The sequence below is a fragment of the Paraburkholderia diazotrophica genome, from assembly GCF_038900755.1.
Lineage (GTDB): Bacteria > Pseudomonadota > Gammaproteobacteria > Burkholderiales > Burkholderiaceae > Paraburkholderia > Paraburkholderia diazotrophica_A.
On the sequence record NZ_JBBPEN010000007.1, the window covers coordinates 302,699 to 327,868 of the forward strand.

18 protein-coding genes are annotated in these 25,170 nt (G+C 64.3%); 8 read left to right on the forward strand and 10 right to left on the reverse strand.

Going from position 1 to position 25,170, the window contains the following annotated elements; translation table 11 throughout:
* Positions 1–128 precede the first annotated feature (128 nt).
* Both AABE10_RS22860 and AABE10_RS22865 read left to right on the forward strand, forming a co-directional pair.
* On the forward strand, positions 129–1,403 hold the full coding sequence (locus AABE10_RS22860) for an EAL domain-containing protein (protein ID WP_342935506.1): 1,275 nt from the start codon (positions 129–131) through the stop codon (positions 1,401–1,403).
* A 36-nt stretch (positions 1,404–1,439) separates the two neighbouring features.
* A complete protein-coding gene (locus AABE10_RS22865) occupies positions 1,440–2,144 on the forward strand; it encodes a copper homeostasis protein CutC (RefSeq protein ID WP_342935507.1) in 705 nt (234 codons plus the stop codon).
* A gap of 64 nt (positions 2,145–2,208) precedes the next feature.
* On the opposite strand, the gene AABE10_RS22870 is transcribed toward AABE10_RS22865, so the two are convergent.
* On the reverse strand, positions 2,209–5,799 hold the full coding sequence (locus AABE10_RS22870) for an indolepyruvate ferredoxin oxidoreductase family protein (protein WP_342935508.1): 3,591 nt from the start codon (positions 5,797–5,799) through the stop codon (positions 2,209–2,211).
* Between the two features lie 338 nt (positions 5,800–6,137).
* Here AABE10_RS22870 and AABE10_RS22875 point away from each other — a divergent pair, with 338 nt between their 5' ends.
* On the forward strand, positions 6,138–6,755 hold the full coding sequence (locus tag AABE10_RS22875) for a glutathione S-transferase (protein WP_342935509.1): 618 nt from the start codon (positions 6,138–6,140) through the stop codon (positions 6,753–6,755).
* A gap of 50 nt (positions 6,756–6,805) precedes the next feature.
* Here AABE10_RS22875 and AABE10_RS22880 read toward each other — a convergent pair whose 3' ends face one another.
* The 8 genes from AABE10_RS22880 to AABE10_RS22915 form a co-directional block, all read right to left on the reverse strand.
* Entirely contained in the window at positions 6,806–7,744 is a 939-nt protein-coding gene (locus AABE10_RS22880) for an ion channel (RefSeq protein ID WP_342935510.1), read from the reverse strand.
* A 281-nt stretch (positions 7,745–8,025) separates the two neighbouring features.
* Complete coding sequence (locus AABE10_RS22885; RefSeq protein ID WP_342935511.1) at positions 8,026–8,271, reverse strand: hypothetical protein; 246 nt, start codon at positions 8,269–8,271, stop codon at positions 8,026–8,028.
* 116 nt (positions 8,272–8,387) lie between these two features.
* Complete coding sequence (locus AABE10_RS22890; protein ID WP_342935512.1) at positions 8,388–8,609, reverse strand: hypothetical protein; 222 nt, start codon at positions 8,607–8,609, stop codon at positions 8,388–8,390.
* A 175-nt stretch (positions 8,610–8,784) separates the two neighbouring features.
* Positions 8,785–9,711 carry a carbohydrate kinase gene (locus tag AABE10_RS22895; protein WP_342935513.1) on the reverse strand — a complete coding sequence of 309 codons (927 nt, stop codon included), beginning with the start codon at positions 9,709–9,711 and terminating at the stop codon, positions 8,785–8,787.
* Positions 9,712–9,729: 18 nt separating this feature from the next.
* Positions 9,730–11,004 (reverse strand): AGE family epimerase/isomerase, encoded by a 1,275-nt coding sequence (locus tag AABE10_RS22900; RefSeq protein WP_342935514.1) that lies wholly within the window; start codon positions 11,002–11,004, stop codon positions 9,730–9,732.
* Complete coding sequence (locus AABE10_RS22905) at positions 11,001–11,987, reverse strand: LacI family DNA-binding transcriptional regulator (RefSeq protein WP_342935515.1); 987 nt, start codon at positions 11,985–11,987, stop codon at positions 11,001–11,003. Before AABE10_RS22905 ends, AABE10_RS22900 begins: the two co-directional genes overlap by 4 nt.
* Before the next feature lie 422 nt (positions 11,988–12,409).
* Positions 12,410–14,248, reverse strand: a complete 1,839-nt coding sequence (locus AABE10_RS22910; protein ID WP_342935516.1) for a phosphodiesterase — start codon at positions 14,246–14,248, stop codon at positions 12,410–12,412.
* Between the two features lie 316 nt (positions 14,249–14,564).
* Positions 14,565–15,587, reverse strand: a complete 1,023-nt coding sequence (locus tag AABE10_RS22915; RefSeq protein ID WP_342935517.1) for a bile acid:sodium symporter family protein — start codon at positions 15,585–15,587, stop codon at positions 14,565–14,567.
* An 867-nt stretch (positions 15,588–16,454) separates the two neighbouring features.
* Between AABE10_RS22915 and AABE10_RS22920 the strand changes: the two genes are divergently transcribed.
* From AABE10_RS22920 to icmF, 4 genes are all read left to right on the forward strand, one after another.
* Entirely contained in the window at positions 16,455–16,718 is a 264-nt protein-coding gene (locus AABE10_RS22920) for a hypothetical protein (RefSeq protein ID WP_342935518.1), read from the forward strand.
* A 511-nt stretch (positions 16,719–17,229) separates the two neighbouring features.
* Complete coding sequence (locus AABE10_RS22925; protein ID WP_342935519.1) at positions 17,230–18,309, forward strand: porin; 1,080 nt, start codon at positions 17,230–17,232, stop codon at positions 18,307–18,309.
* 181 nt (positions 18,310–18,490) lie between these two features.
* The gene (locus tag AABE10_RS22930; RefSeq protein ID WP_342935520.1) at positions 18,491–19,429 is read left to right on the forward strand and encodes a LysR family transcriptional regulator; all 939 of its coding nucleotides are present in this window, start codon (positions 18,491–18,493) and stop codon (positions 19,427–19,429) included.
* Between the two features lie 141 nt (positions 19,430–19,570).
* A complete protein-coding gene (gene icmF, locus AABE10_RS22935) occupies positions 19,571–22,945 on the forward strand; it encodes a fused isobutyryl-CoA mutase/GTPase IcmF (protein ID WP_342935521.1) in 3,375 nt (1,124 codons plus the stop codon).
* Between the two features lie 53 nt (positions 22,946–22,998).
* On the opposite strand, the gene AABE10_RS22940 is transcribed toward icmF, so the two are convergent.
* A complete protein-coding gene (locus tag AABE10_RS22940; protein WP_342935522.1) occupies positions 22,999–23,967 on the reverse strand; it encodes a nitronate monooxygenase family protein in 969 nt (322 codons plus the stop codon).
* 288 nt (positions 23,968–24,255) lie between these two features.
* Here AABE10_RS22940 and AABE10_RS22945 point away from each other — a divergent pair, with 288 nt between their 5' ends.
* The gene (locus AABE10_RS22945) at positions 24,256–25,146 is read left to right on the forward strand and encodes an alpha/beta hydrolase (RefSeq protein WP_342935523.1); all 891 of its coding nucleotides are present in this window, start codon (positions 24,256–24,258) and stop codon (positions 25,144–25,146) included.
* Positions 25,147–25,170: the final 24 nt, after the last annotated feature.

The window sequence follows — 25,170 nt, forward strand, 5'->3', positions numbered from 1 at the left end:
TCGATGATGCGTGCGCCACCGTGCGCATGGAGCTTGCTTATCAGGAGCCGATGACGCACATTTTGAGGACGTATGCCGCGCTTTCGCATTCGCGACGCGCGTACCGGACTCTTGCGTGAGAGGACTGCATGACCATTGCGCAACAGGAAAGAACAGCGGTGCCGCACGGATTCGAGCTCAGCGTGACCTCGGGCCTGCAGCGCTATTCGGTACAACACGGCGACCTGACGCTCACGAGCGTCTTTCAGCCGATATTCAGCCTCTCGCACATGCGTGCCGTGGGCTACGAAGGCCTGCTTCGCGCGCACGACCCATTCGATCGCGTGGTGTCGCCCGTCGACGTATTCGGCGAGGCCGCGCGCGTCGGCGAGGTGCTGCACGTCGACAGGCTCGCGCAGTCGCTGCATCTCGAGAACTTCAACGTGCTCGGCGCCGAGCGCGAGTGGCTCTTTCTCAACGTCCATCCGGGCGTGCTGATCGACTCGTATCATTCAGCGGCGCTGCTCGCGAATCTGCGCCGGCTGAACCTGTCGCCGCGGCGCATCGTGCTCGAAGTGCTGGAGCAAAGCGCGCAGGATATCGAGCGGCTCGCCGATGCCGTGCGCCAGTTTCGCGAGCGCGGCTTCCTCATCGCGCTCGACGATTTCGGCGCGGGCCATTCGAACATCGAGCGCATCTGGCAACTGAATCCCGATATCGTGAAGCTCGACCGCATCATGCTGTCGCAAGCCGCGCATCGCGCGGACATGGCGTCGATCCTGCCGGGCCTCGTCGCGCTGCTGCACGAGGCGGGCAAGCTGGTGCTGATCGAGGGCGTCGAGACGGAGCACGAAGCGCATATGGCGCTCGCCTGCAACGTCGATTTCGTGCAGGGCTTTTACTTCGCGCGTCCGCATCCGGGGCTCGCCGACGCGGTGCATGCGGCGGCGTGCATCGGCGAGCTGACCGAGCGTTGCCAGTCGGAAGCGGAGCAGCGCGAGCGGCGCAACGCGTCGCGGCTCGCGCCGTACATTCGCGCATTCGAGCGCGCGGCGGAACGCCTCGCAGCCGGCGAACCGCTCGACGAAGTGTGCTGGAATTTTCTCGCGCTCGATCATGCGGCGCGCTGCTATCTGCTCGACGACAAAGGGCGGCAGGCCGGGCGCAACGTGGTGCTGCGGGCGGACCGCGCGACGCACGAAACGCGCTTTCTCCCGCTATCCGATGCGCAGGGCGCGAACTGGCTGCGCCGTCCATATTTCCGCACGGCGATCGACGCGCCCGACCGCGTGCACGTGACGCGGCCGTATCTGTCGATCAACGAAGCGGTGCCGTGCGTGACGCTGTCGGTGGCGACGCAGATCGGCAACCGTACCTGCGTGCTGTGCGGCGACATCGACTGGTTCGAGGAGCCGCGCTTCTGAGATCATGTCACTTTCATCACGACATGACTCTTTGATATGGCCAGCGAACGTGTGCTGCTCGAAGTGATCGCGACGACGCTCGCCGATGCGAAAGCCGCTGCGCGCGGCGGCGCGGATCGTCTCGAACTCGTCACCGCCATGGGCGAGGGCGGGCTGACGCCGAGCATCGGTTTGATCGAGGCCGTGGTGGCTGCCGTGCCGATTCCCGTGAACGTGATCGTGCGGCCGCATAGCCGGTCGTTCATCTACGATGCCGGCGATTTCGCCGTGATGCTGCGCGACGTGCGCGCGGCGAAGTTGGCGGGCGCGAACGCCGTTGTGATCGGGATGCTAACAGCGTCGCGCGAAGTGGATCGCGAGGGCCTGGCGCGCGTCGTGGAAGCCGCCGATGGCATGCCGATCACATTTCATCGCGCATTCGACGAAGCACGCGATCTGCACGAAGCATTCGACGTGCTGCTCGGCTTCGATGCCGTCACGAACGTGCTGACGTCGGGCGGCAAGCCTTCCGCGCTCGATGCGACGACGGAGATCGGCTCGCTCGTGCGGCGCGCCGACGGGACGCATTGCACGGTGTTGGCAGGTGCGGGCTTGAGCGCCGATCGCGTCGCGGACTTCGTGCGCGCGACGCAGGTGACAGCCGTTCACTTCGGCTCGGGCGTGCGTGTCGACGGCAAGGGCCTCGCGCCCGTCGACGAAGAAAAGGTGCGGCACGCGAGGACGTCGCTCGACAGCCTGTGATCTGCGCCGTCAGCGCGCGCCGCGCTCAAACACCTGAGCGCGGCACACGCGTTCGACCATCACATCACTTCGCGACGACCACGGGAATGCCACGCAACGTACCCGCGCCCTTCGCTTCTTCGAGCGCTGCGTTGACGGCCGCGCCCGTGGCCGCTTCGATATGCAGACGCGCGGCCAGTTCGCGCTCGCTGCGTTTCACGGCCGCGAGATTCGCGAGCTTCACGTGACCATAGCCGCGCACTCGCGCATGCAGATCCGCGAGCTTGACGATATCGTCGGCGGTGACGTTGTTGAGCATTACGAACGCACGCTGCATCGTCGTTTCGTAGTCGATGGAAAGCTCGCGTTCCATCCGCCGTTCGACGGTGCGGCCAAACGGATCGAGCATCGTGCCGCGCAGCCCGCGCCACTTCGACATCATGCCGAACACGGGCCACATCCATTGGCCGAACGTCTTCTTCTTCGGCTTCGCGCCGTGTCTTGCGCGTGAGAGCGTCGGCGGCGCGAGATTGAACTTCACGCCAAAGTCCTTGCCTGCAATGCCTTCGAACTGCGCTTCCAATGCCGCGCGGAAAGCGGGGTCGCTGTGCAGGCGCGCGACTTCGTATTCGTCCTTCACCGCGAGCAGCCGATAGAACGTCGTCGCGACGGCGCGGCTCAAGCGTTCGTCATGCGTGCCGTCGAGCTTGCGCTCCGCCTGACGCGCCGCGTCGACCAGCGCGCGATAACGCTTCACGTAAGCCGCGCCGCCATAGGCGAGCAGCCGCGCTTCGCGGTCCGCGATCAACGCATCGAGCGCTTCTAGAGAAGCGGCGGGCTGCGCAGCATGACACTGCGACCACAGCGCTTCGAGTCCGGCGGGATCTGCGGCGGCCATGCGGCCAATCGAAAACGCAAGCTGATTCATCTGCACGGCGACGTTGTTCAGTTCAATCGCGCGCATCATCGCGGCGAACGAAACGGGCACGAGCCCGAGCTGCCACGCGAAGCCGAGCATCAGGATGTTCGCGCCGATCGTGTCGCCGAGGAAGCGCGTCGCGAGCGATTGCGCATCGCACGACGACATGCGCTCCTCGCCCGCTGCGTGACGCATCTTGTCGAGCAGCGCATCCGCGTGGAGATTCGCGTCCGGGTTCTGCACGAACGACGCGTTCGGAATCGCATGCGTATTCACGACGATGCGCGTGCGGCCATGACGCACGGTCTGCAACGCATCGGCGCTCGCGCCGACGACCATGTCGCAGGCGAGCAGCACGTCGGCCTGTTGCGTGTCGATGCGCACCTGGTTCAGCCATTCGTCGCGCGCGGCGAAGCGCACGAACGACAGCACCGAGCCGCCTTTCTGCGCGAAGCCCATGAAATCGAGCACCGACGCGCTCTTGCCTTCCAGATGCGCGGCCATGCTGATCAACGCGCCGACCGTCACGACACCCGTGCCGCCGACGCCCGTTACCAGAATGTCGTACGGCGCGGCGTCGAGCTGCGTCGCGGGCAACGGCAATGCATCGACGCGCGCGGTCAACGCGGCTGCATCGAATGCGACGCCTGCGGCCTTCTTCAGCTTGCCGCCTTCGACCGTCACGAAGCTCGGGCAAAAGCCGTTCACGCACGAATAGTCCTTGTTGCACGACGACTGATCGATGCGGCGCTTGCGGCCAAGCGGCGTTTCCACCGGTTCGACGGAAAGACAGTTCGATTGCACGCCGCAATCGCCGCAGCCTTCGCACACTTCTTCGTTGATGAAGAGGCGCTTGTCGGGATCGGGAAACTCGCCTTTCTTGCGGCGGCGACGCTTTTCAGCCGCGCACGTCTGGTCATAGATCAGGACCGTCACGCCGTCGATGTCGCGCAGCTCGCGCTGCACCTTGTCGAGTTCGCTGCGGTGATGGAACGTCGTGCCCTTCGGGAAAAGGCCATGATGGCCGTCATATTTCTCCGGCTCGTCGCTGACCACGACGAAATGCGACACGCCTTCCGCTTCCACCTGACGTGCGATCTGCGGCACGGAAATGCTGCCGTCGACGGGCTGGCCGCCCGTCATCGCGACGGCGTCGTTATAGAGGATCTTGTAGGTGATCGTCGCTTTGGCCGCGACGGCCTGGCGGATCGCGAGAATGCCCGAGTGGAAGTACGTGCCGTCGCCGAGATTCTGGAACACGTGGCGCGTCTTCGTGAACATCGAATGTGCGGCCCAGTCGACGCCTTCGCCGCCCATCTGGATCAGGCCCGTCGTGTCGCGCTCCATCCACGAAGCCATGAAGTGACAACCGATGCCTGCCTGCGCAATCGATCCTTCCGGCACTTTCGTCGACGTGTTGTGCGGACAGCCCGAGCAGAAATACGGCGTGCGCTTCACGGCATCGGCGGCATTCGAGAGGATTTGCGGCGCGACGAGATCGACGACGCGCTCGCGGCGATCGAGCGCGGGCTTGTGCTTCGCGAGCCAGTTCGCGAACACGGGCAGGATGCGCGACGGGCGCAGTTCGCCGAGCGACGACAGCAGCATCGAGCCGTCTTCCGCATGCTTGCCGACGATCACGGGCCGCGCGCCTTCCTTGCGGTTGTACAGATAGTCCTTGATCTGCTGCTCGATGACGGGGCCTTTCTCCTCGATCACGAGCACTTCGGAAAGACCGGACACGAACGCGTCGATGCGCGTCATTTCGAGCGGGAACGACAGGCCCACCTTGTAGATGCGCACGCCCGCCTTCTCCAGATCGGCGACGGTGAGATCGAGCCGGCGCAGCGCTTCCATCAGGTCGAGATGCGCCTTGCCGCACGTCACGATGCCGATGTTCGCGTGCGGGCTCGGCGCAATCCATTTGTCGATGCTGTTGACGCGCGCGAAATGGCGTACGGCGTCGAGCTTCGCGTGCAGACGCTGTTCGATCGTGAGGCTCGGCAGATCGGGCCAGCGGTTGTGCAGGCCGCCTGCGGGCGCCTGAAAGCCATCGGGCGTCGCCCATTGCGTCTGCAGCGCGTCGAGATCGACCGTCGAGCCCGATTCGACCGTCTCCGAAATCGCCTTGAAGCCGACCCACGCGCCCGAGTAGCGCGACAGCGCCCAGCCGTACAGGCCGAATTCGAGCATGTCCGCGACGTTCGACGGATTCACGACGGGCATGTGCCACGCGATCATCGCGAAGTCGCTCTGATGCGGCATCGACGACGACACGCACCCGTGATCGTCGCCCGCCACGACCAGCACGCCGCCATGCTGAGACGAGCCGTAAGCGTTGCCGTGCTTGAGCGCATCGCCGGCGCGGTCGACGCCCGGGCCCTTGCCGTACCACATCGCGTACACGCCATCGACGGTGCGCTCCGGGTCCGCTTCGACGCGCTGCGTGCCGAGCACCGCCGTGCCGCCCAGTTCCTCGTTGATCGCGGGCAGAAAGCGCACGTCGTTCGCGTCGAGCAACTTTTTCGCCTTCCACAACTGCTGGTCGACCATGCCGAGCGGCGAGCCTCGATAGCCGCTGATGAAGCCGGCCGTGTTCAGGCCGCTCGTCTTGTCGAGCTGGCGCTGCATCAGCGCGAGGCGCACGAGCGCCTGCGTGCCCGTCAGGAAGATGCGGCCACGCGTGGCGGTGAGGTTGTCCGAGAGGCGGTAGTCGGCGAGTGCCGGGGTGCCGTCGATGGGCAGACGAGCGGTCATCGTGGAGTCTCCGTTGCTGTTTGCTGTTATGCGTTTCGCCGGATGCAAATCGTCCTCGTTGCCATCGCCGCGAAAGAGACTCCATTCTTTCGCGTCAATTAGAGAGAATTCTTGCTACTTTTTGAGATTGATAAGTCGCGGGCGAGAGGATTCCTGGCATTCCAGTCGGTTTTGAGATAGATCCACCGCTTCGGCGAAAGCGGCCTTTTTCGATGTCTCGCGGCGGGCTGGCGGGGCCGTTTTTGTCGGGATGCCTGGCCATTCGGATGAGGTTCGCGCGGCCCGCCGATGGGTTACGCTATGCCGACCGATATGCACCGAAGGCACAGGGAGGGGCGATGAAGCTGTATTACTGGCCGAAGACGCGGGCGTTCCGCGCGCTGTGGATGCTCGAGGAGATCGGCGCGCCGTATGAACTGGCGCGCGTGAACCTTCGCGCGGGCGAGCAGGACACGACCGATTTCCATCACGTCAACCCGATGTGCAAGCTGCCCGCGCTGGACGACGGCGGCGTGCAGGTCGCCGAATCGGGCGCGGTGCTGCTGTATCTCGCCGATCGCTTTCCCGAATCGAGGCTCGGCGCGCCCATCGGCGATCCGCTGCGCGGGCGTCTTTTGCAATGGCTTTTCTTCACGCCGGGCTGCCTCGAACCGGCGATGGCCGAAAAGCTGACGGGCGCTTCGGGCAATTCGTTCAGCTTCGGCTGGGGCAATCTGGAGCGCGTGAAACTGGCGATCGACACGGCGCTCGACGAAGGCGAATGGCTGCTCGGCGAGCGCTTTACGGCCGCCGATCTGCTGCTGGCCAGCACGTTGCAGATCGCGTTCGTCGCGAAACTGCTCGAAGCGTCGGGGCGCATCGGCGAATACGTCGAGCGGGCAATGGCGCGCGACGCGCACGCGCGGGCGATGGCCGTCGAGCAGCGGGAAATCGACGCGCTGAAACTGCATCATTGAAATCCGCGCGCTGATCGGGCCGCGCCGTTCGCGCGGTTCGCGCCGAACGGTCAGCCCGTCGGCTGTTGCTGGATCTCGTGCGCCGCGAGCGGCACGACATCGTCGAAATGCGTGTAGTCGATATGGCTCACGCCGTTTTCTTCGCGGATCAGATCGACGAAACGGTGGTGCCAGCGGATGTCGTCGCTGGGCCACGAGAAGCGCGCCTGCATCGTCTGCGCGGTGTTTTCGTCGGAGCCTTCTATTGTGATCAGCAGCGACGCGTCCTGTTCGGCGAGGCTCTCCGGCGTTTCGCCATACAGTGGACTCGCTTCGTCGATCACATGCATCAGGTTCCAGCCGAGGTAGAACATGGGCTGCTGGTCGCGCACGAGGCCGAGGTCGTAGATCCTGCGCAGCACATAGCCTTCCGACGACCGCTCGACGCGCATCAGCCGAAGCCGCGCGCGAGCCTCGACGATCACGTTCTGTCTCGCGTTCGCCGTGCGCACCATCAGCGTGGTGCGTCCGTCGATGGGGCGCACGATCGCGAAACGCGAGAACATGATCTTGGCGCGCGGGCGCGAGAATCGCGCGAAGATCAGACCCGTGGCGAGCGCGATGCCCGACATGCCGACGAAGATTTCGAGCGTCGCAATGAGGTGAGCGTAGAGCGTCTGCGGATGCATGTCGCCATAGCCGACCGTCGCGAGCGTTTCGACGCTGAAGAAGAACGCGCCCGCGAAGCCTTTAGGGTTCTGGTTCGCAATCGACGCGCTGCCGAGTTCGTACAGAGATCCGAAAAACGAGTTCAGCAGCAGGAAGAGGACGGCGAGCGACACGAAGAAGACGGGCCAGCTGATCGTCAGCGCGCGATGGTAGAGGTCCTGCCAAACGCGCAGCGGCAGACCGTGCGCGACGACGACGTGCGAGCGCATGCGAATCTTCCGATCGAGGATTCGGCCTTTGCGTTGCGGATGATCTTTGGAATCGGGCGGGGGCGCGCTCATTCTTGTTCTGCTGACCTGGGTGTTCTGCAGCGTCACGGCGCACGCGCGCGGCACCCGCTGTCGCGCGTAGTGTAGCGCGTGAATCCGTTCGATACACGTAGCGTTGCCGTCACGCTGGCGCAGCCGCGCGGTGCGTCGAGCGCTGCAGCCAGGCTCAGTGCGTAGGCGCGTCGGAGAAGAACTGCGTGCGCCGGGACGGGAGCACGCAGACGACCGCAGGTCGATCGCCGTGATGCGCGGTCTGTTCATCCCGCGCCGGCCGTCGACACGCGGGCGTCGTATCAGGGAAATGTCCGCGGCTTCGGCACGCCCGCGCCGTGTTCGATATCGGCGACGGCTTGCTGATGCGCCGATTCGATCGCTTCGGCTTCGGTTGCAAAGCCCGCGTCGCCACCTACCGTGGTCCAGCGCTGCACGGGATGATCGCGATGCCGGATTTCGTACTCCGCGTCCCAGCGCGCGCCTTGAAGTTCGAGCGGACGAACGTGTATCGCATACACGCCGTAAAGAAAGAGCGGTTCTGCCATGATCGCCTCAGCCTGTTCAAGTCATAAAGGTCATCGGCGCGGCGCGCGGCGGACGCGCCACGTCTGCCTCGATGCATGCAACCCGGTGCATACAACCCGGCGCACAAGCCCGATGCTTATAGTTCGATTTCGCCGAGGATTCTGTGGGCCAGTGCCTTCGCTTCTTCGAGCGCTTCGTCGGCGGTAGCCGAGGTGGCTTCGACTTCGTAGACCGTGTCCTCTGTCTCTTCGCCTTCGTCGCGCGAGAGCGAAACCACGCCCTGATACTTCCCGCCGTCCAACGGGCGGGTCGTCGCCGTCGCCGTGTACAGACCTTTGGTGTAGGTGACGTCCTCCATGATGCATCTCCTGCAAGGGGGAGATTCCATCGTAGCACGCGATTTCGACGCTCACATGTCGGTGCTTCGGGGCACGCTTGCGGCTTTGGCGCGCCGTCGAGCGCCGTTGCGCAGACGGGTGAAGTTGCAGCTTCGGCACGCGTTCCGACGGCCTCTTGCGGCAACTTCTTCCCGATCAATCCTGCAGCAGCGATACCACTTCGTCGAGCGTCGGCGAATGCGCGCCCGAATGGCGGCACGCCGCCGCGCCCGCCGCGAGCGAGAACGCCAGATGCTCTTCCCACTTGCGTTGCGGCGCCGTCATCAGGCTGAACAGCAGGCCGCCGATCGACGCGTCGCCCGCGCCGACGGTGTCGGCGACGGCCACGCGTGGCGGCTGCGCTTCGACGATGCGCTCGCCGTCGATCAGTGTCGCCTTCTCCGAGCCGCGCGTGACGAGCACGATCGCCTTCGGGTTCATCGCGCGCAGTTGCGCGAGGGCGGACGCTTCGTCATCGGTCTTGAACAGCAGGCGCAGGTCTTCGTCCGACACCTTGATCAGATCGGCAAGCGACGCGATGTGGCGCAGCGTCGGCTCGTAGCCGTGCTCCATCAGATTGCGGTAGTTCGGATCGAAGCTGATCTTCACACCGCGCGCGCGCAGCTCGGCCGCTAGCTTCGCGAGCGTGGCGCCGATCGGCTGGCGCACGAGGCTGATGCAGCCGAAGTGCGCCCACTTCACATGCGACATCCAGCCTTCCGGCAGCTTCGACGGATCGAACGCGAGGTCCGCGCTGTTGTCGCCCATGAAGAAGTACGCGGGCGGATGCGTCTGATGCACGATGGCCAAAAGCGGCGCGTGCTCGACGCGCTGCATGAAGCGCATGTCGAGACCGGCGGCGACGCTGGCGTTCCACAGATCGTCGGAGAAATTGTCGACGCCGAGCGAGCCGGCGCACGCCGTCGGCAGGCCGAGCCGCGCGACGGCGCGCGCGACGTTCCAGCCCGCGCCGCCGGGCACCGACAGCCACGTTGAAGGGCCCGTGCGGACGAGATCGGTGAGGATGTCGCCGGCGGATACGAATTCGGGAAAATCAGCGGGAAATTCGGGGCTTGCGCTCATGATGCTCACCGTACAGGGTTATTCGGACTTGCCGGAGGGCTGCGACGCCGAGTGCAACGCATGATGCAGCACTTCGTAGCATGCGCCCATCGTGTGATAGTCGGTCTTGCCGGCCGGGCTCTTTTCGTCGCTGTACTTGCGGTTGTCGCACGTGAGGATGCGATACCACGCGCCATAGCGATGATCGACGAAGTGCGTCCAGCTATAACGCCAGATCTCGTCGTACCAGTCCCAGAAGCGCTCGTTGCCCGTGCGCTTGCCGAGCAGCGCCGCCGTCGCGAACGTTTCGGCCTGCACCCAGAAATACTTGTCGTGATCGCAGACCGTGCGGTCCGGGCCGAAGCCGTAGTAGAGGCCGCCGTGATCGTGGTCCCACGCGTGCGTCATCGCGGCGTCGAACAGTTCGATTGCGCGCGGCAGCAGCCACGGCAACGGACGATGACGTTCGAGAATCAGCAGCAGCTTTGCCCACTCCGTCTGGTGGCCGGGCTGGAAGCCCCACGGACGGAAGATGTTCGAGCTGTCTTCCTCGTTGTAGTGCCAGTCCACCGACCAGTCCGCATGAAAGTGCTCCCACACGAGCCCTTGCGAGAGCTTCGCCTGGCGCAACGTGATATTGGTCGCGACGCGCTCCGCGCGGTCGAGGTACACGAGATGGCCAGTCGCTTCGTAGGCGGCGAGCAGCGCCTCCGTCGTGTGCATGTTCGCGTTCTGTCCGCGATAGGAACTCACGCGCCAGTCGGCTGTGGCTTCGTCGGCGTAGAGACCCGTCGCCGCGTCCCAGAAGCGGTGCTCCATCAGCTCGAACGTCGCGGCGATCATCGGCTTGGCTTCTTCGATGCCCGTCATCGCCGCGTGCGAATACGCGAGCAGCACGAACGCGAGGCCGTAGCAGTGGCGCGTCGCGTCGAGCGTGCGCCTGTGCCCGTCGCGCCAGTCTATCTCCCAGTCGTAGCCCTGATGATGCGGGTCCCAGTGGCCGTCGCGCAGGAACTTCAGGCCGTGCTGCGCGTATTCCAGATGTTGCGGATCGCCGAACTGCCGGTACGCCATCGCATAGTTGAAGACGTAGCGGCAACTGCTGACCAGATGGCGCGTCGCGCGGTTGTAGATCGAGCCGTCGTCGCGGAAGAAGTGGAAAAAGCCGCCGCTCGGGTCGAGCACGTTCGGCGCGTAGAAGCGCAGCGTGTCGTTGATGTGCGACAGCAGAAAAGCGCTGTCGCGGAAGCTCGCGACGGGCGGCGCCTTGTGGTCGGCGTTGTCGTTCGAAAGAGTCGTGTCGGGTTGTTTCATGGCGTATTCACCGAAGTGCTGGCACGGACAACGAGTTGGACGGGTACGCGGATATCGGGTGCGGACGGTGCATCTTCGAGCAGGAGTTCGACGCCGCGACGTCCGAGCGCTTCCTTGTCGACGGCGATCGTCGTGAGCGGCGGACGCGCATGCGCGGCGGCGGGAATGTCGTCGAAGCCGACGATCGCGATGTCTTCGGGCACGCGCAGGCCGCGCGCGAGACACACGCGCAGTGCCGCGAGCGCGGCGAGGTCGTTGTACGCGAAGACGGCGTCGGGGCGCGGGCCGGGCCGGTCGAGCAGTCGCTCCATCGCGAGCGCGGCGCCTGCGTCGGGATCGAGTCCCGCGTCGATCGTCACTTCGAGCGACGGATCGAACAGCAGCCCCGCTTCGAAGAACGCGCGCCGGTAGCCGAGCGCGCGCTGCGCGATGCTGTAGTGCGCGAGCGAGCCGCCGATGAACGCGACACGCGTGCGCTTCTGCGCGAACAGATGCTGCATCGCGAGCGCGGCGCCCGCCTGGTTGTCGAGATTCACCGAGCGCAGATTCGGCGCCCACAGATCGATCAGCACGAGCGGGCGCTGCATCGCGGCGAGCGTCGCGAGCGTTTCCGGCTCGACGAAGCCCGCGACAGCGATCGCATCCGGCGCGTGCAGGCGCATCTGCTGGACGACGTCTTCGGTCGGACCCGCGGTCAGCACGGACGGGACGATGCCGCGTTCGCGGCAAGCGTCTTCGACGCCGTGCAGCACATGCGAGAAGAACGGGCTGACCGCGAAGTTGTTGTGATGCCGATGCAGCAGGAACGTGAGCCGGCGAATGCGCGGGCGCAATTGCGCGGAGTCGTAGCCGAGCCGGCGCGCCGTTTCGACGATGCGCTCGCGCGTCGATTCCGACAGGCCCGGCTGATTCTTCAGCGCTCGCGAGACGGTGCCGATCGACACGCTGGCGGCGCGGGCGACGTCGCGGATCGTTGTAGCCATCGAGAGAAGCGGCCGCGCGCAGACGCGCCGCAGCGAAGTTCAGATTCGGCCGATTGTATAGTAAAACGCTGCGCAGAAACCCCTGTCAGCTGGCTTTAGATACGCGTAGATACCCGTAGACAGGCTTGCCGGAGGCTAATTGTTTGTTTAGTAAAATTCGATAAACGAATCGCTGAATCGCCGATTGACGTGGTCTGCCGAATATTTCGACGCCAGCGGGCGCGCGCGATGGATCGAGCTTGCAGGTGGCTCGATGCGAGATGGGACTGGGGGCACGGGCAGTCGGCCCTTGGCTCGAAGGTGACTGCTCGTGATGACAGGGGGATGTCGGCCCGTTGGGTGTCGACCCAATAGGCCATCGCGTCAGGTGCGGGCTGCTGCCGCGGTGACGCTTTGACGCGAAAAGTCAGCCGGCTCGAAGGTCAGTCGACGGCGGCCGCCGTCCGTCCTCGCAGCAGCGCCTGGCTTTCCTCGAATCCAATCAGCACCAGACCGGAAGCCTCGCTCTTCGCGCGGCGTTTGGCGAGCGCCGCGACCGACGCGATGTCCTCGCTGCTATGAAGCTGTTGGCCGGTTTGCGGCTCGACGTGCACGCAGCCGATCGCCATCGTGACGAAGCCGAAAAACGTCGGATTGCCGCGGCGGTCCTCGCCGTGGATGCCGCCCGCGAGCCGGTCCGCAGGCGCGTAGAAGCGCTGCGCGCCTTCGTTGAACACGTGGATCGCGCGTTGCGCGCGCTCGCGCCAGTCGTCGCTCTGGAACAGGATCAGGAAGTCGTCGCCGCCTACATGCCCGAGAAAGTCGCGCGTCGGATCGCACACCTCCGCCAGCACGTGCGCGGCGAACTTCAGCACTTCGTCGCCTTGCCAGTAGCCGTACTGGTCGTTGAAGGGCTTGAAGTGATTCAGGTCCACATAGCACGCGTAAAAGCCCGAGTCGTTGCCGAGCAGGCGCCTGATGTGCGAGCTGATGGGGATGTTGCCCGGCAGGAAGGTGAGCGGATTCGCGTAGCGGGCCGCCTCGATGCGCACTTCCGTCACTGCGCGCACGAGGCTTTCGCCCGTGCCGAGCCCGACATAGCGGCCCTGATCGGTGATCACGAAGCCGTCCGCGAGGTAGCGCTGGTCGTCGCTGGCGAGCAGCTTCGCCATGTCCTCGACCGTCATCGACTTTTCGATCACGACGGGCGACGCGTTCGCGAACAGCATGCACGGCCGCTTGCCGAACAGCTCGCGGTGATACGGCAGCGCGTAGCGGTCCATGAACGCGCGGCGATTGATCAGCGCGACAGGCTCGTTCTGCTCGACGACGGCGACGGCGTGCAGGTTCGGCAGCCGGTTGAAGAGTTCGAGGACATCGTTGTTCGTCGCGTGGCGCGGCAGCGCGGGCGCGTGCACGATCATTTTCGCGGACGCCATGCCGCCCGAAGGCGATGCGCTGACCGCGCGCGTCGCTTCGGGAAAGACGGCAATGTGGCCGGCGCGTAGCGCTTCGCGGGCGTCGTCGGCGACGGCGCGCGGCGGGCGCGCATGTGGCTTGCCGAAGAAATAGCCCTGCCCGCAGCCGATGCCCATGTCGCGCACGACGATCAGATCCGCTTCTTTTTCGATGCCCTCGGCCACGAGCCGCGCGCCGCTCGCCGCGGCGAAATGCTGCATCGCCTTGACGGCCTCGAACTTGAGCGGGTCGCTTGCGATGTCGTGGATGAAGAAGCGGTCGATTTTCACGACGTCCGGCTGCAGGCGCACCCACAGGTTCATGCTCGCGTTCGCCGTGCCGTAGTCGTCCAGCGCGAACTGCGCGCCCGCCATGCGCAACATGGAGATTGCGGGCAGAAAACTCGCGACGTCGGGGATTGCGCTCTGCTCGGTCAGCTCGATCACGATGCGCTGGGCTTCGACGCCCATCTTTCGCAACATCACGAACGTGCCGTCGCGGTCGTCGGCCAGTTGGCGGATCGCGCCCGCGCTGAAATTCAGGAACAGCTTGCCTTCGTACGCGAGCTGCGCGAACGCCTCGATGCAGGTGCGCGCGGCCGCGCGTTCCAGCGCGATCACGCTGCCTTCGGCTTCGGCTTGAGCGAACAGTGCGTACGGCGTTTCGAGCGGCGTGCCGACCGGTCCGCGAATCAGGCCCTCATAGCCGAGAATGGCGCCGTCGTCGAAATCGACGATGGGCTGGAAGACGGCAGACAGATCGCGCTGCGCGATCAGGTCTTCGATGCGCTGCGCTACGGTTGGGGAAGACGAGCGTTGGGACATGACAAACGACCGGAGCATTCGACCGTCGGCATATCGGCATTATTCATACGGAATTAAGTGAATTTTTAGTGACAGTCGATGCACCGTGCCGCGAGCGGCGGAAGCGCTTCCACGATCCGAAAAGAGGGAGCGAAACGGGAGCAAAAGGCTAGCGATTCCGTGCTTTTGTCCTACGACATTTGGCCGACGCGACAGGATGTGGGCGGCGCGCTGAAATAGCGAAACGCCGACGAAAAAGCCGCCCGTAGGCGGCCTTCACGACATGCACTCAGGGAGAGCGCTTATGAATCACATCTTGTATGGATCGCACGCGGGCCTAGCGGCGCGCAACAGAGGCTGTCGCGCCTTTTTTCGCAGCGCGCTTTTCGGCGCTGGTGTCGCGCGCGCCCCAACGCTGCGCGAGCGCGGCGCACACCATCAGCTGGATCTGATGGAACAGCATCAGCGGCAAAACGACGGCGCCGACCGCGTGCGTCGCGAAAATGACCTTGGCCATCGGCACGCCGGACGCGAGACTTTTCTTCGAGCCGCAGAAAATGATTGTGATCTGGTCGGCGCGGCTGAAGCCCAGACGCTTGCTGACGATCATCGTCGCGAGGAGCGCGAGCGCCAGCAGCACTGCGCACACGACCAGCAGCCCGCCCAGCGCGGCGAGCGGAATCTGATGCCACAGCCCTTCGTTGACCGCCTCGCTGAACGCGGCATACACGACCAGCAGGATCGAGCCCTGGTCGACGAACTTCAGCACGGCGCGGTTGCGCTCGATCCATCCGCCGATCATCGGTCGCAGCAACTGCCCGGCGACGAACGGCACCAGCAGTTGCAGCACGATATTCCACACCGTATGCCACGGCGAACCGCCGCTCGCCGCCTGGCTCGTCACGATCATGCTGACGAGGGCGGGTGTGATGAAGATGCCGAGCAGGCTGGAGGCCGACGCGCTGCATACGGCCGCGGGCACGTTGCCCTTCGCAATCGACGTGAACGCGATCGAAGACTGAACCGTCGACGGCAGCGTGCAGAGGAAGAGGATGCCGGCGTAGAGCGCGGGCGTGACGAGCGGCGAAAGAAGCGGTTTGAGTACGAGCCCGAGTATCGGAAACAGCGCGAACGTGCTTAGCAGCACGACGATGTGTAGCCGCCAGTGCGTCGCGCCGGCAACGATTGCCTCGCGCGACAGCTTTGCGCCGTGCAGGAAGAACAGCAGCCCGACCGCGATGTCCGTGACCCAGTTGAACGCCTTCGCCGCCTGACCGTGAACGGGCAACAGACTGGCGAGAATCACGGTGCCGATGAGGCAGAGCGTGAAATTGTCGGGGAGGAATTTCGGACGGGCCATCTCTTTCAAAATCTCGATACTGATCAGGCGGTTGCCTTGCCGTTTGGCAGGCAGGCGAACGCCAAAGGGCTATTGTCAACGCAAAGCGATTAAAAAAGCAAATTCATTTGCCGAATCGATTAATTACCTGAGCGCATTAAACGGGCGCCGTGCAGGAATCAGTTCGCGCACATCGCGATGCCCGGCAAGAACGTCGATTTCGGTATCGGCGAGATCGTCTCGCCTAGCCGTTTCGGATGCCTTTGGCGCGTCACTGTTCAGACGAATTCAGGTGTTCGAACAACTTCTTTTTCAGCGCCTTTTCGGAGGGTTCCGCAAGCGATTTGTGGTGAAAAAGCGTCGCAGTAACAATGCGTTACAAGAGTGCCGCAGACCTAACATTTTTTGGCTCGACACCCCTTGGGGGGGCCAATAAATTACTGTTCGAAGGCCGTTGGGACATCGCGCGTGGCAAGTATTGCCGCGCCGCCGCGCCAGTCCCGGAACAAGCCCGGCCGCAGCTCGAACGGCGGGCTTTCAGGTGGATCGTCGGGCAGGTGAAACATGGTGCATGTAGGGCTGTCGAGGATCAAATGGTGGGGGACGAGCGCGCTGGTCGTTGCGCTGACTTCGCTCGCTTACGCAAAGCCACCGTTCCCGTCGCACGGAGGGCATGGCTTCTTCGGCGGCGCGGCTCATCGTGTCTCATCGTTTGACGGCCCTGTACACGGAAACCAGTTGCCGCGCGCAAACGTTTCGCCTGACGGGGCTCACAGTAGCCACTATGCGAGAAACGACGCGCAGCGCATGCGCGTCAACGCGACCAGCCGATCGGACGCGAGCGACGCGTATGCCGGCCACATCGGCGGCAGCGCGAGCCGTGACACTATGCAACGCATGACGCTTCCGTACGACGTCTACCGCGGTCGTCCATCGGCGCAATACGTCGGGACGCAATACGCCGGCGCGATCACACCGATCAGCACCGATTCGCGTCCCGCGCCGCGGCCACCGGCCAATGCGCAATCGACGCACGTCGGGTCCATTCGCGACGACGTTGCGCGCTACAACGAAGAGCGCGGCGTCTCGCGCCAGATTCCGCGTCCTCCCGCCGACTCCCGCATCCCGGCGCCGTCGCCGTATCGCAACTGAGCTTTTCTTCCCCGCCAGTTTTGTCGCGCGTCGGCCTTGTTCGTAAGGCTGGATCAAACCTTTGTTCTCGCTCATTGCCGCCTCGAGCTCCCTCATCCCGAGCGAATCATTCGCGCTGATGTGACGTAAGCACGCCACACATTTTTGAAATCGCTCGTCAGCGTCCACCGTTTCGTCATCAAATCTCGTCTTCGTTGCGGCAGTGCGTCATCGGGCGATCGATGCGCGTCGCATCACCCCCGGTACTGCGGAATCCGCGCGCCTCAAGGCGGGCGGCGCCGGTTTGCCGCATCGCGGAAACAAGATGCGTGGGCAACGAGTATCAGGCCGAAAGTCGACCAAACTATCCAGTCCGATATACCGGCAATAAGTACAGCTATTTTTGTCCGCAAAAATGGTCCGCAAAGATTTATCCAGCCCAGATTGGCTCGACGATTCAGACGGATAACAGAAACGGACCGCGAGCGCCCCGCCGCACAGCCACACCCTTTTGACAAAGACAGGAGAACCCATGAAAACATCCGTCAGCCGTGCGCTGAGAACAACCTTGAAGGCGGGCGCCGTCGGCGCATTGCTGGCCGCCGCGTCGGCTTCGTCGTTCGCGCAGTCGAGCGTGCAGCTTTATGGCCAGGTCGACGAGTGGGTCGGCGCAACGAAGTTCCCGGGCAGCCAGACGGCGAGGAACGTGTCGGGCGGCGGCATGTCGACGTCGTACTGGGGCCTCAAGGGTTCGGAAGATCTGGGCAACGGCTACAAGGCGATCTTCACGCTGGAAGACTTCTTCCGCGCGCAGAACGGCAAGTTCGGCCGCTTCGACGGCGATACTTTCTTCGGCCGTAACGCGTATGTCGGCGTCGAGTCGCCGTTCGGCACGGTGACGGCGGGCCGTCTGACCACGCAACTGTTCGTGTCGACGATTTTGTTCAACCCGTTCATCGACTCGTACGTCTTCTCGCCGATGGTCTACCACGTGTTCCTCGGCCTAGGCACGTTCCCGACCTACACGACGGACATGGGCGTGGTCGGCGATTCCGGCTGGAACAACGCGGTCCAGTACTCGACGCCGAACTTCAACGGCCTGTCAGGTAGCGCGATGTACGCGTTCGGCAATACGGCCGGCCAGAACAGCTCGAAGAAGTACAGTGCGCAGTTCTTGTACTTCCATGGTCCGTTCGCAGCGACGGGCGTCTATCAGTACGTCAACTTCAACAGCGCGCCAGCCGACCTGGGCTCGCTGGTCGCGGGCCTGAAGAGCCAGTCGGTTGCGCAACTCGGCCTGTCGTACGACCTGAAGTTCGTGAAGTTCTATGGCCAGTACATGTACACGAAGAACGACCAGGAAGTCGGCAGCTGGCACGTGAACACGGCGCAAGGCGGCGTGTCGGTGCCGCTGGGCACGGGTACCGTGATGGCGTCGTACGCATACTCGCGCGATGCGGGCGGCCTGGACCAGATGCATCAGTCGGCGGCGCTCGGCTACGACTACCCGCTGTCCAAGCGCACCGACGTGTACGCAGCCTACCTCTACGACAAGTACACCAGCCAGTCGTCGGGTTATACGGCCGGCGTCGGCATCCGCGCGAAGTTCTGATCGGCCGATTACTCGTCTAGATCCACGACGACGCCTTTGAGCCGTCTGTCCGCAAGGCCCTGTCTACTTCACGGAAGGCGGGGCTTTTTTGTGAGCGAGGCCGCGTGGCCGCGCATTGTCGACGGCTCCTTGATAAAGTCCCGGGAATCAGCCCGATTCATTCCTGTCCCGAGCGATCGCCATGGATACCCTCGTCAGCATGAAAGTGTTTCGCCACGTCGTCGAGGTCGGCAGCTTTGTCGGCGCGGCGGAGAAAATGGACATGTCCGCGGCGATGGCGAGCAAGCACGTAATGCATCTCGAACAGCAGCTCGGCGCGCGGCTCCTGAACCGGACCACGCGCCGCGTCGCGCCGACGGAAGCCGGGCGCGAATACTACGAGCGGCTGAGCCAGGTGCTGACCGAACTGGACGAAGCTGAGCAGGCGGTGGGCGCGGCGAGCGTCGTGCCGCAAGGGCGGCTGCGCGTGTCGTCGCTATCGGCGTTCGGCTTGCGTCACGTGATGAGCGCCGTCGCCGACTACGCGACCCAACATCCGCAAGTCACCGTCGATATCACGCTGTCGGATCGCGTGGTGGAACTGATCGACGAAGGCTTCGACGTGGCGATCCGTGCGTCGCCGTCGGGGCTCAAGTCCTCGTCGCTGATCGCGCGGCAGGTGGCGACTGCGCACCTCGTGCTGTGCGCATCGCCGGAATACATCGAGCGGCACGGCGCGCCGAAGCGTGTCGCCGATCTCGCAGCGCACAATTTCATCGAGTACGCGGGCGTGTCCGCGCTGGAACTGGTGGCGGGCGCGAACGTGGGCAATGCGCGCGTGAAGGCGTCGGGCAATCTGATCGTCAATCATCTGGAAGCGCAGCGCGTCGTCGTGTTGCAGGGCGCGGCGCTCGCGCTGCTCGGCACGGAAGTGATCGGCGACGATCTGGCCGAGGGCCGTCTCGTGCCGCTACTCGTCGACGAACTGCCGCCGCGCGAGCTGCCCATTCATGTCGTGTACGCGAGCCGCCGGCATCTGTCGGCGAAGGTGCGTTCGTTCGTCGATTTCATCGCCGAGCGCTTCGCCAGCGAGACGCTCTGGCCGACGCTCGATCAGATTCGTGCGCTGGCGGTGCGGTGAGTCCTCGAGTGCGGGCGGAGCGGCGACGCATCAGGCTTTGCTGAACGCCACCCGGGCGATCGGGTCGTATCGTTATACTGGTTGCAGGCAGTACCCGCGAAGTAGGGACGAACGAACCTGACGATTCGATCCGGGGGAGACATGACCGATCTTTCCACGCCGCGGCGCATCGGCGACGACGCGCCTTCGGAGCAGGCATCACAGCCTTCCGTGCAACGCCCATCGGACGCGCAGTCGTCAAGACGCTTGCGCTTCGTCACGGCTGCCGCGCTGTTCGACGGCCACGATGCGTCGATCAACATCATGCGGCGCATCCTCCAGGCGAGCGGCGTCGAAGTGATCCATCTCGGCCACAACCGCTCAGTCGAAGAAGTCGCGACGGCCGCGTTGCAGGAAGACGCGGATGGCGTCGCGGTATCGAGCTACCAGGGCGGCCATGTCGAATACTTCCGCTATCTGGTCGACCTGCTTCGCGAGCGGGGCGGCGAGCGGATCAAGGTGTTCGGCGGCGGCGGCGGCGTGATCGTCCCCGATGAGATCGCGGAACTGGAGCGCTATGGCGTCCAACGCATCTACTCGCCGCATGATGGGCAGCGGCTCGGGCTGCAGGGCATGATCGACGACATGATCGCGCGCTGCCGCAGCGCCGCGCGATCCGATGCATCCCCGGCGCAACTGGCCCGCGACCTCGCGGGCGCGCTTCATCAAGACGCAAGCCACGTCGCCGCATTCCGCACGCTCGCGCAACTGATCACGGCGCTCGAAACGGGCGAACTCGACGACTCGACCCGCGCGCAGCTCAATCAGCAAGCCGAACAGGCGAACGTCCCCGTGCTCGGCATCACGGGGACGGGCGGCGCGGGCAAGTCGTCGCTGACGGACGAGCTAATCCGGCGCTTTCGCCTCGACTATGGCGACTCGCTGACCATCGCGGTGATCGCGATCGATCCTTCGCGCCGCAAGTCCGGCGGCGCGCTGCTGGGCGACCGGATTCGCATGAATGCGACGGGCGAGTGGGGCAGCGGGGCGCGGGTCTTTATGCGATCGCTGGCGACGCGCGAGGCGTCGAGCGAGATTTCCGATGCGCTGCCCGACGCGATTGCAGCGTGCAAGCTGGCGGGCTTCGATCTGATCGTGATCGAAACATCGGGAATCGGCCAGGGCGATGCCGCGATCGTGCCGCACGCCGACAAGTCGCTGTACGTGATGACGCCCGAGTTCGGCGCGGCGAGCCAGCTCGAAAAGATCGACATGCTCGATTTCGCGGATTTCGTCGCGATCAACAAGTTCGACCGCAAGGGCGCCGCCGATGCGCTGCGCGACGTCGCGAAACAGGTGCAGCGTAACCATCAAAAATTCGCATCGAAAGTCGACGAGATGCCCGTATTCGGTACGATAGCGTCGCGCTTCAACGACGATGGCGTGACAGCGGTGTACCAACATATCGCAAGCGCGCTGCGCGAATACGGGTTGCGCGAGAGCGACGGGCGGCTGCCCCGCATGGAAGATGTGCGCCACTCGACGGGCCGCAACGCGATCGTGCCGCCGGCGCGCGTGCGGTACTTGTCGGATGTGGCGCTGACGGTGCGCGGTTATCGCGAGCGCGTCGAAGCGCAGTCGCAGCTTGCGCGCGAGCGTTGGCATCTCGAAGAAGCGCGGCGCATGCTCGATGAACCCGATGGCGGCGCGCGAAGCGCCGGCGCATTCGATGCGCTGATCGATGCGCGCACGTTGCAAATGGGCGAGCGCGAAAAGGCGCTGCTCGATTCGTGGCCTCGGACGGTCGCCGCCTATTCCGGCGACGAACATATCGTGAAGATTCGCGACAAGGAAATCCGCACGGCGCTCACCGTCGAAACCTTGTCGGGCTCAAAGATCCGCAAGGTCGCGCTGCCCGCGTTCAAGGACCCCGGCGAAATCTTGCGCTGGCTGATGCTCGACAATCTGCCCGGCTATTTCCCATTCACGGCCGGCGTGTTTCCTTTCCGCCGCGAAAACGAAGACCCGACACGCATGTTCGCCGGCGAAGGCGATCCGTTCCGCACCAATCGGCGCTTCAAACTGCTGTCGGAAGGCATGCCCGCGAAGCGCCTGTCGACGGCGTTCGACTCCGTCACGCTATACGGCGAAGAGCCGGACGAACGGCCCGACATCTACGGCAAGGTCGGCAATTCGGGCGTGTCCGTCGCGACGCTCGACGACATGCACGCGCTCTACGACGGCTTCGATCTGTGCGCGCCCGAAACGTCGGTGTCGATGACGATCAACGGTCCCGCGCCGACGATACTCGCGATGTTCTTCAACGTCGCGATCGATCAGCAGATCGCGCTCGCGCGCGCGAAGGCGCAACAGGAAGGACGCGAGCCGTCGCAACAGGAACTCGACGACGCGCGCCGCTTTGCGCTGGAGAACGTGCGCGGCACGGTCCAGGCCGACATCCTGAAGGAGGATCAAGGCCAGAACACCTGCATCTTCTCCACGGAATTCAGCCTGAAGGTGATGGGCGACATTCAGGCGTACTTCGTCGAGCACGCCGTGCGCAATTTCTATTCGGTGTCGATCTCCGGCTATCACATCGCCGAGGCGGGCGCGAATCCGATCTCGCAACTTGCGTACACGCTCGCGAACGGCTTCACATATGTCGAGGCATATCTCGCGCGCGGCATGGCCATCGACGACTTTGCGCCAAACCTGTCGTTCTTCTTCTCGAACGGCATGGACCCGGAATACACGGTGCTCGGCCGCGTCGCGCGGCGCATCTGGGCAGTCGCGATGCGCGACCGCTATGGCGCGAACGAGCGCAGCCAGAAGTTGAAGTACCACGTGCAGACGTCGGGGCGCAGCCTGCACGCGCAGGAAATCGACTTCAACGATATCCGCACGACGTTGCAGGCGCTGATCGCGATCTACGACAATTGCAACTCGCTGCACACGAACGCGTTCGACGAAGCGATCACGACGCCGACGGAAGACTCGGTGCGCCGAGCGGTCGCGATCCAGTTGATCATCAATCGCGAGTGGGGACTCGCGAAGAACCAGAATCCGAACCAGGGCAGCTTCGTCATCGACGAACTGACTGATCTCGTCGAAGCGGCCGTGCTCGCGGAGTTCGACCGCTTGACGGAGCGCGGCGGCGTGCTCGGCGCAATGGAAACGGGGTATCAGCGTGGACGCATTCAGGACGAGTCGATGCTGTACGAGCATCGCAAGCATGATGGTTCGTATCCGATTGTCGGCGTGAATACGTTCCTCGGCGCGCATGCGCACGATGCGCCGCCGCCGATTGCGCTCGCGCGCTCGACGGAAGAAGAAAAGCAGGGACAACTGAAGCGACTGCGCGCGTTCCAGTCACGGCATCGAGAAGAAGCGCCTGCGATGCTCGAACGCCTGAAGCGGGCCGTCATCGACGATGAAAACGTGTTTGCCGTGCTGGTGGATGCGGTGCGCGTCTGTTCGCTCGCACAGATCACGCACGCGCTGTTCGAAGTAGGCGGACAGTATCGGCGGAATATGTGATGCGTTGATGCGAAGGCCGCACGTCAGCGCGCGCGGCCGCCCGACGCGCGGCATCAACAGCCTTGGCGGCCGATGGCGAGACGCGCCTTGGCCACGTCGTACTCCTGCTTCAAACGCGCGACAAGTTCAGCGACGCTCGGCACATCGTGCATCAGCCCGACGCCCTGGCCCGCGCCCCAGATGTCCTTCCATGCCTTCGCCTTGTCGCTGCCGAAATTCATCTTCGACTTGTCGGACTCGGGCAATGCATCGGGATCGAGACCCGCGCTTACGATGCTCTCGCGAATGTAGTTGCCGTGCACGCCGGTGAACAGATTGGTGTAGACGATATCGGCGGAATTAGCGTTGATGATCGCCTGCTTGTAGCCTTCGACGGCATGCGCTTCTTTCGTCGCGATGAAGCGCGTGCCCATGTACGCGAGATCGGCGCCCATGGCCTGCGCGGCGAGAATCGAGCCGCCGTTGGCGATCGAGCCCGACAGCACGATCGGTCCGTCAAAAATGCGCCGCACTTCTCCGACGAGCGCAAATGGCGACGTCGTGCCCGCATGGCCGCCCGCGCCTGCGGCAACGAGAATCAGCCCGTCGACGCCCGCGTCGAGCGCCTTTTCCGCGTGACGCAGATTGATCACGTCGTGCAGCACGATGCCGCCGTAACTGTGCACGGCATCGACGATCTCCTTCGCGGGCGCGCGCAGGCTCGTAATGAAAATCGGCACCTTGTGCTCGACGCACACGCGAATGTCGTGCTCGAGCCGCGGGTTCGAATGATGAACGATCTGATTGACGGCAATCGGCCCGACGATGGCATCCGGATTGGCCGCCCTGTGCTCGGCGAGCGACGCCTGGATCTGCGTCAGCCATTCGTCGAGCAGTTCGGCCGGGCGCGCATTGAGCGCGGGAAACGATCCGACGATCCCCGCCTTGCACTGCGCAAGCACGAGCTCCGGATAGCTGACGATGAACATCGGCGAAGCGACGACGGGCAGCGCGAGGTGCTGCAGGACGGCGGGCAATGCCATGGTGCGAGTCTCCTGATCGACTTGCCGGCGCCATCGGCGTCCGGCGATATGAGTGTAGCGGCTGCGGCCTGCGCTTTGCGCGGGATGTCCGTAGTGCCGCGCCGTTCGCGACAACCGTTGAGCTGATTTAAGAACGGTCGTTCGATTATAGGCGAGTCTCGCGCGCACTGCTCGCGCCGCGACGTTCGAAGGAGTGTTCAGGTTCTACGAAAGCGTGGGCTATCCCACTCGCGCGCTCGCACCAGCCTTCTACAATGCCCAGACCCACAACGACAGCGAGAGACCGACATGCCCTTCAAGGACTTCACACCTTTTCGCGTCAAGGCCGGTGACGTCGATATTCATGGAGTCAAGGGCGGAGCCGGGCCGCCCTTGCTGCTGCTGCACGGTCATCCGCAGAGCCATCTGATCTGGCATCGCTGCGCGTCCGAGCTTGCCGCGCATTTCACCGTGATCGCCACTGATCTGCGCGGCTATGGCGCATCGGCGAAACCGCCGAGCGATGCGACGCACGCGCCGTATTCGAAACGCGCGATGGCCGCCGACCAGGTCGCCGTGATGCGTCACTTCGGCTACGAGCGGTTTCTCGTCTGTGCGCATGATCGCGGCGCGCGCGTCGCGCACCGGATGGCGCTCGATTTTCCCGGCGCCGTCGAACGTCTGATGCTGCTCGATATCGCGCCGACGCTCGCGATGTACGAAGCCACCGACCGCACCTTCGCAACCCGCTATTTCCACTGGTTCTTTCTGATTCAACCCCAGCCGCTGCCCGAAACGCTGATCGAAGGCAATCCGGACGTCTACGTCGACCGCGTGATGGGCAGCCGCCACGCGGGCCTTGCGCCGTTTGCGCCGGAAGTGCTCGCCGAATATCGCGACGCGCTGCGTCAGCCGGGCGCCGTGCACGCGATGTGCGAAGACTACCGTGCATCGGCGACGATCGATCTCGATCACGACCGCGCCGATATCGAGCGCGGTCACAAGATCGGCTGTCCGTTGCGCGTGCTGTGGGGCGCGGAGGGCGTGATCGAGACGTGCTTCGAGCCGATTGCCGAATGGCGCAAGGTCGCGCGCGATGTCAGCGGACGCTCGCTGCCGTGCGGCCACTACATTCCCGAAGAAGCGCCCGCCGAACTCGTCGCGGAAATGCTGGCGTTTTTCGAAGCCGTCGAGCTTTGAATCCTGACCGATTAAAGGGCACGC

Excerpts from the sequence above, each read along its gene's own strand:
- AABE10_RS22920 (WP_342935518.1), top strand. The coding sequence starts at position 16,455 with ATGCAACGCATGACGCTTCCGTACGACGTCTACCGCGGTCGTCCATCG.
- AABE10_RS22900 (WP_342935514.1), bottom strand. The coding sequence starts at position 11,004 with ATGAAACAACCCGACACGACTCTTTCGAACGACAACGCCGACCACAAG.
- AABE10_RS22875 (WP_342935509.1), top strand. The coding sequence starts at position 6,138 with ATGAAGCTGTATTACTGGCCGAAGACGCGGGCGTTCCGCGCGCTGTGG.
- AABE10_RS22890 (WP_342935512.1), bottom strand. The coding sequence starts at position 8,609 with ATGGAGGACGTCACCTACACCAAAGGTCTGTACACGGCGACGGCGACG.
- AABE10_RS22880 (WP_342935510.1), bottom strand. The coding sequence starts at position 7,744 with ATGAGCGCGCCCCCGCCCGATTCCAAAGATCATCCGCAACGCAAAGGC.
- AABE10_RS22860 (WP_342935506.1), top strand. The coding sequence starts at position 129 with ATGACCATTGCGCAACAGGAAAGAACAGCGGTGCCGCACGGATTCGAG.
- AABE10_RS22915 (WP_342935517.1), bottom strand. The coding sequence starts at position 15,587 with ATGGCCCGTCCGAAATTCCTCCCCGACAATTTCACGCTCTGCCTCATC.
- AABE10_RS22870 (WP_342935508.1), bottom strand. The coding sequence starts at position 5,799 with ATGACCGCTCGTCTGCCCATCGACGGCACCCCGGCACTCGCCGACTAC.
- AABE10_RS22865 (WP_342935507.1), top strand. The coding sequence starts at position 1,440 with ATGGCCAGCGAACGTGTGCTGCTCGAAGTGATCGCGACGACGCTCGCC.
- AABE10_RS22885 (WP_342935511.1), bottom strand. The coding sequence starts at position 8,271 with ATGGCAGAACCGCTCTTTCTTTACGGCGTGTATGCGATACACGTTCGT.
- AABE10_RS22910 (WP_342935516.1), bottom strand. The coding sequence starts at position 14,248 with ATGTCCCAACGCTCGTCTTCCCCAACCGTAGCGCAGCGCATCGAAGAC.
- AABE10_RS22925 (WP_342935519.1), top strand. The coding sequence starts at position 17,230 with ATGAAAACATCCGTCAGCCGTGCGCTGAGAACAACCTTGAAGGCGGGC.
- AABE10_RS22945 (WP_342935523.1), top strand. The coding sequence starts at position 24,256 with ATGCCCTTCAAGGACTTCACACCTTTTCGCGTCAAGGCCGGTGACGTC.
- AABE10_RS22940 (WP_342935522.1), bottom strand. The coding sequence starts at position 23,967 with ATGGCATTGCCCGCCGTCCTGCAGCACCTCGCGCTGCCCGTCGTCGCT.
- icmF (WP_342935521.1), top strand. The coding sequence starts at position 19,571 with ATGACCGATCTTTCCACGCCGCGGCGCATCGGCGACGACGCGCCTTCG.
- AABE10_RS22895 (WP_342935513.1), bottom strand. The coding sequence starts at position 9,711 with ATGAGCGCAAGCCCCGAATTTCCCGCTGATTTTCCCGAATTCGTATCC.
- AABE10_RS22905 (WP_342935515.1), bottom strand. The coding sequence starts at position 11,987 with ATGGCTACAACGATCCGCGACGTCGCCCGCGCCGCCAGCGTGTCGATC.
- AABE10_RS22930 (WP_342935520.1), top strand. The coding sequence starts at position 18,491 with ATGGATACCCTCGTCAGCATGAAAGTGTTTCGCCACGTCGTCGAGGTC.